Genomic DNA, 6,727 nt, shown 5'->3' on the forward strand with positions numbered 1-6,727 from the left:
GCTAGCTGTCGCGGAAACTCTTGCGCAGGCTTTCCGCGATCGGGCGGATCAGCAGGTCGGCAAGCGTCGTCTCGCCCGTCAGGATCATGACGTCGACCGGCATCCCCGCGACCAGATCGACCTTGCCGCCGAGCTTGTCGATCTCTTCCGGCGGCACCTCGATCCTGGCCAGGAAATAGGGCTCCCCGTTGCGTTCGTCGATCAGCCGGTCGGCCGAGACGGAGCGCACGCGCCCGAAGATCTGCGGCAGAAAGCGCTGGTTGTAGGCGGTCAGGACCACGCGGGCCTGCATCTCCGGCCGGACGGAATCGATGTCGAGCGGGCGCACCCGCGCGTCGACGATCAGCCGCGCGTCCTCCGGCACGATGTCGAGGATCGGCGAGCCGGCCCCCAGCACGCCGCCCGCCTCGGTCGTGACCTGCACGTTCATCACCAGGCCGCTGATCGGTGCGGATACCCGCGTCCGCGCCAGCACGTCGGCCCGCTCGGTCAGCTGGTTGCGCAGCGAGGCGAGTTCGCCGCGCACCTCGGCCAGCTCGGTGCTCGCCTCCTCTCGGATCTGCTGGCGCGAGGCGAGAAGCTGCAGTTCCGCCTCGGCGATCTGCTGGCCGTTGCGCGCGATGGCGGCCTTGTTCGAGGCCTGGCTCGCATGGATGTCGGCGCGCTGCCGCTTCAGTTCCAGCACGCGCGGCAGCCGCTCCAGCCCCTGCTGGTAGAGGTCGAGCGCCGCCTCGATCTCCTGCGCGATCAGGTCGAGCTGTTCGTCCTGGACCGCGATGACCTCCTGCAGCCCGAGGTTCTCCTCCTCGAGCTGCGCGACGCGCCGGCGCAGGATGTCCTCGCGCGCGCGCTGCGTTTCCCGGCGGTCGGAGAAAAGGGCGTCCTGGCTGCGCATCGCGGTCGGTCCGGTCATGCCGTCGTCCTGCACGAGGTCGGGGTAGGCGACCGCGTCGGCGCCGATCTGTTCGGCAGCCAGCCGCGCCTCGGCCGCAAGCAGGTAGATCTGCCGTTCGCGCAGATCCTCGTAGCGTGACAGGGCGCGCGTCTCTTCTAGCGAGATCAGCGGATCGCCGGCCTGCACATGGTCGCCCTCGTGGACGTGGATCTGGCGGATGATGCCGCCGTCGAGATGCTGCACCGTCTTGCGCGACCCGTCGGGGCTGACGACGCCCGGCGCCAAGGCGGCGCTGGCAAGCGGCGCGAGCGCCGACCAGGCGCCGAAGAGGCCGAAAAAGACGGCGACCACGGCAAAGCCGAAAAGCCGCGGCCCCCGCGTCAGCGCGAGAAGCGCCATCGTCTCGCCTTCCGGCGGCGGCGCGCCCAGGCGCCGGCGCAGCAGGAAGGCGCCCGCAAGGATCGCCACGACGATCAGACCGGCAACGAGATATCCCTGGCTGTCCATCGCCTGTCCCCTTCACTCTTCGGCCTTGGCGGCGCGGCGGCGCGACTGGAAGCGCGCGGGCTCCGGTTCCCGCACGTCTCTTTCCGCCTGCGCCGGCTGGATGAGCCGCTTCAGGATCTCGTCCCGCGGACCGAACGCGGCAGAGGTGCCGTCCTTCACGATCAGGATCTTGTCCGCCCACCGCAGCATGTTGGGCTGATGCGCAACGATGATCGTCGTGACCTTGCGGTCCTTCAGCCCCTTCAGCACACCCATCAGCGCAATCTCTCCGTCGCCGTCGAGGTTGGAGCTTGGCTCGTCCAGCACGACGAGCGCCGGCCGGCCGTAAAGCGCGCGGGCCAGGCCGATCCGCTGCTTCTGGCCGCCCGACAGGACGTAGCCGCCTTCGCCGAGAAGCGTGTCATAGCCGTCGGGAAGCGACAGGATCATCTCGTGCGCCTGCGCGGCCTGCGCGGCGGCGATGATCTCTGCGTCCTTTCCGGGCTTCATGCGGGCGATGTTCTCGGCCACCGTGCCGGGCAGGAGATCGACATGCTGGGGAAGATAGCCGACATGGGGGCCGCGAACTTCGCTGTCCCACTGGGACACGTCGGCCGCGTCGAGCCGGATGGTCCCGACCGAGGCCTGATAGGCACCGGTGACGAGCTTGCAGAGCGTCGACTTTCCCGACCCCGAGGGGCCGATGATGCCGCAGGCCTCGCCCGGTTTCAGCGCGAAGCTCACCCGCTTGAGGACCGGGGCGCGGGTTTCCGGCAGCACATAGCCCACCCCGTCCACCGAGAGCGCGCCGCGCGGTCGCGGCAGGATCGTCGCGTCGACGTTGAACCTCAGCGCGAAAAGATCGGTCAGCCGCGCCCGGGCGGCCCTGTAGGCCGTCCAGCTGCGCCAGGACACGATGGAGCGTTCCACCGGCGCGAGCGCCCGGCCAAGGATCAGCGAGGATGCGATCATGCCGCCCGAGGTCATTTCCGCCGCAACGACGAGCGAGGCGCCAAGGCCGATGACCATGATCTGCAGCCCGAGCCGGATCACCCGCGACAGGTTGTAGAGCCGCGCGTTGGTGTCTGCGAGAACGAGGCTGTCGGACCGCGCGCCCTTCTGCCGTTCGGCCCACCTGTCGACCACCGCCGACCCCATGCCGAGCGCCGAGATCGTCTCGGCATTCTCGAAGAAGCTGCGGACGGACGCGTGTTCCTGCCGGACCTTGCCGGTGTTCGCGATCTGCTGGCGCCGGGTCAGCACGTCGTTCAGGACCGCGATGGCGAAAAGTGCGACGGCGCCGGTGACGGCGACCGCCCCGAGCATCGGGTGGATGATCCAGATGATCGCGATGAAGACCGGCGTCCAGGGCGCGTCGAGGAGCGCAAGGATCGCGTCGCCGCCGAGAAAGCTGCGGATATCCGTCACGTCCGCGATCGAGGCGACCTCATCGCCCGTCGCAAGGCGCGCGCGCATGGCCCGCTTGAGCACTTCGGGCGAAAGTTCGAGTTCCAGCCATGACCCGATCCGGGTCAGGATCTTGCGCCGCGACTGCTCGATCAGGCCGTAGACCACGGTCGCCGCAATCGCCATGACGGAAAGCCAGATCAGCGTATGCACCGACCCGCTGGACAGAACCCGGTCGAAGACCTGGATCATGTAGATGGAACTGACCAGAAGCAGAAGATTGGCAAAGAAGCTGAGGATCAGCAGCGCCGGCATCTGCCGGCGGGCGGCTGTAAGCACCCGTTGAAACTTGGTCCTGACCTGCATCCCACCACCCGAAGCGCGACCGAGGCAGCATAGCACGGATTTACAAGATACCAGAAACGTTCGGGAATTCGATTTCCGGCCTCAGCGCCCCGCCTCGACCCGCCGGGTCAGTCCGGCGATCTTCTCGAGCGAGTGCAGGTGCAGATGGATGAGCTCTAGCCAGCCCGCCCGGTGGACCCGTTCGACCTCTGCCGCCGGCAATTGCGCAAGCCTTGCGCGGTCCACCACCTCGAACCCGCCAAGCGTCTGGTCCTTGTGGTCTTCGCCATAGCGGACCACCATCCGTTGCAGGAGGCCGGACGATTTCAGGGCCCGCCCGAGTTCCAGCGTCTGCAGGCTCTGACGGTGATACTCCTTCAGGAATGCGAGCGCCTGCCTGAGGGGCTCGCTTTCATGCCCCTCGTCGTCGAAGATGCGGGGGCCGGGGCCGCCCTCGTCAAAGGCGGTCTCGTCGATGCAGACGACGAACTGCTGGTCCTCCGCCGGCCGGGCAAGCACGAACGGATACTGTCGCAGGAAGCCGGGAATATAGCCACCGGTCCACTGACCGTTTCCATCGACGCAAAGGTTTTCATCGTTGCGCAGGCCCAGAATCACCACCGGGGCGACCGCGTCCCCCGTGGCCGGGCCGAAGACGATCGGGTGATCGTGGGCGGCCTTGTCGAATTCGGCCGCGACGAGGGGCGCCGAATTGAGGTGCCTCGCAAATCCGTAGCCGAGCGGCCTTTTCAGCGTGAACCGCGCATGCCGGTCCTTCGACAGCGGGACGGAATTCTGGTGGATGCGCATCGGGCGGCCCCGCAAACCCTTTGTTTTCCTCAGTCTAGAGGAAGGATTTCGCGCTGGCCAAGGAAATTCGGCTTTCCTTCCTGCGCGCCCGCCATAGACTGGACCGACAGGTCCGGTGGTCAGGCCGATGACGACAGAGGAAACGGAGAAGCGGATCCTTCAGGCGCTGCGGCTCGGGCGGGCGGCAGAGGCGGAGGAGATTGCCGCCGCCGCGCTCGCCATGCACCCCGAGGCGCCGTTCCTGCGCGAACTCAGGGGCCGCGCCCTTCATTCACAAGGCCGCCACGACGAGGCCGTGACGGTGCTCGATGCCCTGCACGCCACGCTCGACGCCCGAGGCGGCGACCGAGAGGCGCTCGTCCGCTGCAAGCACATGCTGGGCGTGTCGCTGAACGGACTGCGGCGTTTCGAGGAGGCCGCGGCCCTTCTGCGCGAGGCGATCGAACTGGGTGGGGATCACGACACGCTCTGGTCGGCAGCCTCGAAGTCCTTCCACCACCTGGGCGAGGCGGAAATTGCGCGCTACCATGGCGCCCATGCGCTGCGGGCGCGTGACCGGTCGGCCGACGCGGCGGCGGCACAACATGGCCCGGTCGCCGCATCCCGGCCCCGGCCCTTCGATCCGATGGCGCGCCGGCGCAACGTCATCGCCTACAGCCTGTTCGGAACGGAGCGCTACTATCGGGATTGCGCCATCGTCAATTCGCGCATCGCGCAGGCGATCTACCCCGACTTCACCGCGCGTTACTACTGCGCCGAAGACACGCCGCGCCCGGTGCTGGACGAACTTGTGCGCAACGGGGCCGAGGTGAAGCTGGTGCGCAACCCCTTGGCCGCCTGGGAAGGGCTGTTCTGGCGGTTCTGGGCCTTCGACGATCCGGAGGTCGATGTGGTCCTGATCCGCGATGTGGATTCTCCGCTGACGGCGCGCGAACGGGTGGCGGTGGAAGACTGGCTCCACAACTCCGAACTGCCCTTCCACGTCCTGCGCGATCACGTCTTTCACTGCACCCCGATGATGGCCGGCCTCTGGGGCGGGTTCACCGGCCTGCTTCCCCCGCTCAAGGCCCTGAGCCGCGCCTGGCTCGAACGGTCGAACTCCCGATACGCCGACCAGGCCTTCCTGATCGAGGTCGTCTGGGCGCGGATCCGCGACGCGGCGCTCGCCCACGATTCCCACTACAACCTGCGCGCCACGCGCGAATTTCCGCCCTGGGGCCGGGTATCCCACGGGGTCCATGCCGGATGGTCCTGGCCCTGGACGGGCAAGCTCGGGCGGCCGAACGCCTAGCTGCCGGCAGCCCGAGGGGGCTGCCGGCTGGGTTTGTCACTGGAAGAGCGAGACGTCGGTATCGCTGACCTCGAAATCGACCAGCGCGAACTTGTCGGCCTTGCCGAGCATCACGTCGTGGGAATCGTAGAGGGTGCCGGTCTCGTCGCGGAGTTCGACCGTGTAGGTCTTCAGCCCGCCCTTCGGCGCGAAGTCGACCGACCACCAGCCGTCGGCGTCGGTTTCGACATTGTTGGCGATGACCTTGCCGCTGCCGTCGAGGATCCTGAGGTAGGCCGCCGTGGTGCCGGTGTCGATCCCCTCGCCGGCGTCGAAGCTGCCGTTGGGGTCGACGATGTCGCTCCAGACGAAGCCGGCTAGGCCACCGCTCTTGCCGCCGTTCTTGAAGATGTTGTCGTTGTAGACGGAATCGGCAAAGTCGGTGTCGCTGTCCAGTCCGTCCTCGCTCAGCGTCGCGTCGAAGAGATACTCGGTCCCGTCGAGGATCGAATCCGGCGTGTAGCCGACGTTCGAGCCCTCGTCGAACAGGTCCGGCCCGTCGACCGCATCCTCGCCCGACTTGAGCCAGCCCTCGCTGCCCTTGGTCTCGTAGTCGAGGTGGATGTTGACGTAGGTGAGCCCCTCGAGGTCGTTGTTGCCGAAGTTGATGACGACGTCGAAGGACCCGTCGGCGTTGTACTCGTAGCTGATCGTGTAGAGGTCGCGGGAGATCTCCTCGCCCGGGACCAGGCAGAGCATCCCGTCGTGCATCTCGGTCGTCACGGAATCGTAGACATGCACCGCCTGCTCGAAGAAGGCGTCGGGCGACTGCAGCTCGAACCCGTCGGGAATGTGCAGCGTCAGGATGTTGTCGCCGCCGTCCTCGTCGAACTCCTCGTCATAGTCGAAGAAGACGTTGTAGAAGAACTGCCCCGGATTGGTCGCGTTCTGCGCATAGCCCCCGGTCTTGCCCGGCGTGAAGAGGACGTTGAAATATTCGCCGAAGTCGCAGAGCTGGGAATTGGTGACCATGCCCGGCGGCAAGACGGTGAAGCCCGAGGTGTCGGAATCCGATACCGTGTCCTCGCACGGGCCGTCGGCGGTCACCATCACCTCGTTCTCGTAGGACAGGAGGTCGTCGGGAACGATGTAGGCCGGCGTCGACTCGAACTCCCAGGTCTCGCCCACGTCGAAGATGCCGTCGAGGTCGGTATCGCCCACGTTGAACCCGCCGGCCTCCACCCCGACGATGCCGCCGCCCGACAGGCTGAAGTCGTCGGAGGTGTCTGCGGCGGTTCCGTTGTCATCGACGATCTCGAGGTTGGAGAGCGTCACGTTGCCCGAGTTGGTGACGTAGTAGGCCCAGCGCACCTCGTCGCCGGCGACGACGCCCATCAGGCCGTCGCCCTCGGTGCCTTCGTGCCGGGTGACCTTCTCGACCGTGATCTCCGGCTCGTAGTCGACCGGGACCGAGGCGGTGTCGCTGTCGCTGGCGCTGCCGCCGAAGCCGTCGA

General features: G+C 67.2%; 5 protein-coding genes. 1 reads left to right on the top strand and 4 read right to left on the bottom strand.

Translation table 11 applies throughout. The features are described 5' to 3' along the window. Position 1: 1 nt before the first annotated feature. From N5I32_RS14615 to N5I32_RS14625, 3 genes are all read right to left on the bottom strand, one after another. Complete coding sequence (locus N5I32_RS14615; RefSeq protein ID WP_261496609.1) at positions 2–1,402, bottom strand: HlyD family type I secretion periplasmic adaptor subunit; 1,401 nt, start codon at positions 1,400–1,402, stop codon at positions 2–4. Positions 1,403–1,414: 12 nt separating this feature from the next. After that, entirely contained in the window at positions 1,415–3,154 is a 1,740-nt protein-coding gene (locus N5I32_RS14620; protein ID WP_261496610.1) for a type I secretion system permease/ATPase, read from the bottom strand. An 81-nt stretch (positions 3,155–3,235) separates the two neighbouring features. Continuing rightward, positions 3,236–3,943 (bottom strand): SapC family protein, encoded by a 708-nt coding sequence (locus N5I32_RS14625; protein WP_261496611.1) that lies wholly within the window; start codon positions 3,941–3,943, stop codon positions 3,236–3,238. 127 nt (positions 3,944–4,070) lie between these two features. On the opposite strand from N5I32_RS14625, the gene N5I32_RS14630 reads away from it, so the two are divergent. Further along, the gene (locus tag N5I32_RS14630) at positions 4,071–5,234 is read left to right on the top strand and encodes a tetratricopeptide repeat protein (protein WP_261496612.1); all 1,164 of its coding nucleotides are present in this window, start codon (positions 4,071–4,073) and stop codon (positions 5,232–5,234) included. Positions 5,235–5,270: 36 nt separating this feature from the next. Here the strand turns inward: N5I32_RS14630 and N5I32_RS14635 are convergent. Next, positions 5,271–6,727, bottom strand: a 1,457-nt coding sequence (locus N5I32_RS14635; RefSeq protein WP_261496613.1) for a CLIPPER-2 domain-containing protein, incomplete at its 5' end; no start/stop codon positions are given.

Source organism: Albidovulum sediminis, assembly GCF_025380365.1.
GTDB lineage: Bacteria > Pseudomonadota > Alphaproteobacteria > Rhodobacterales > Rhodobacteraceae > Albidovulum > Albidovulum sediminis.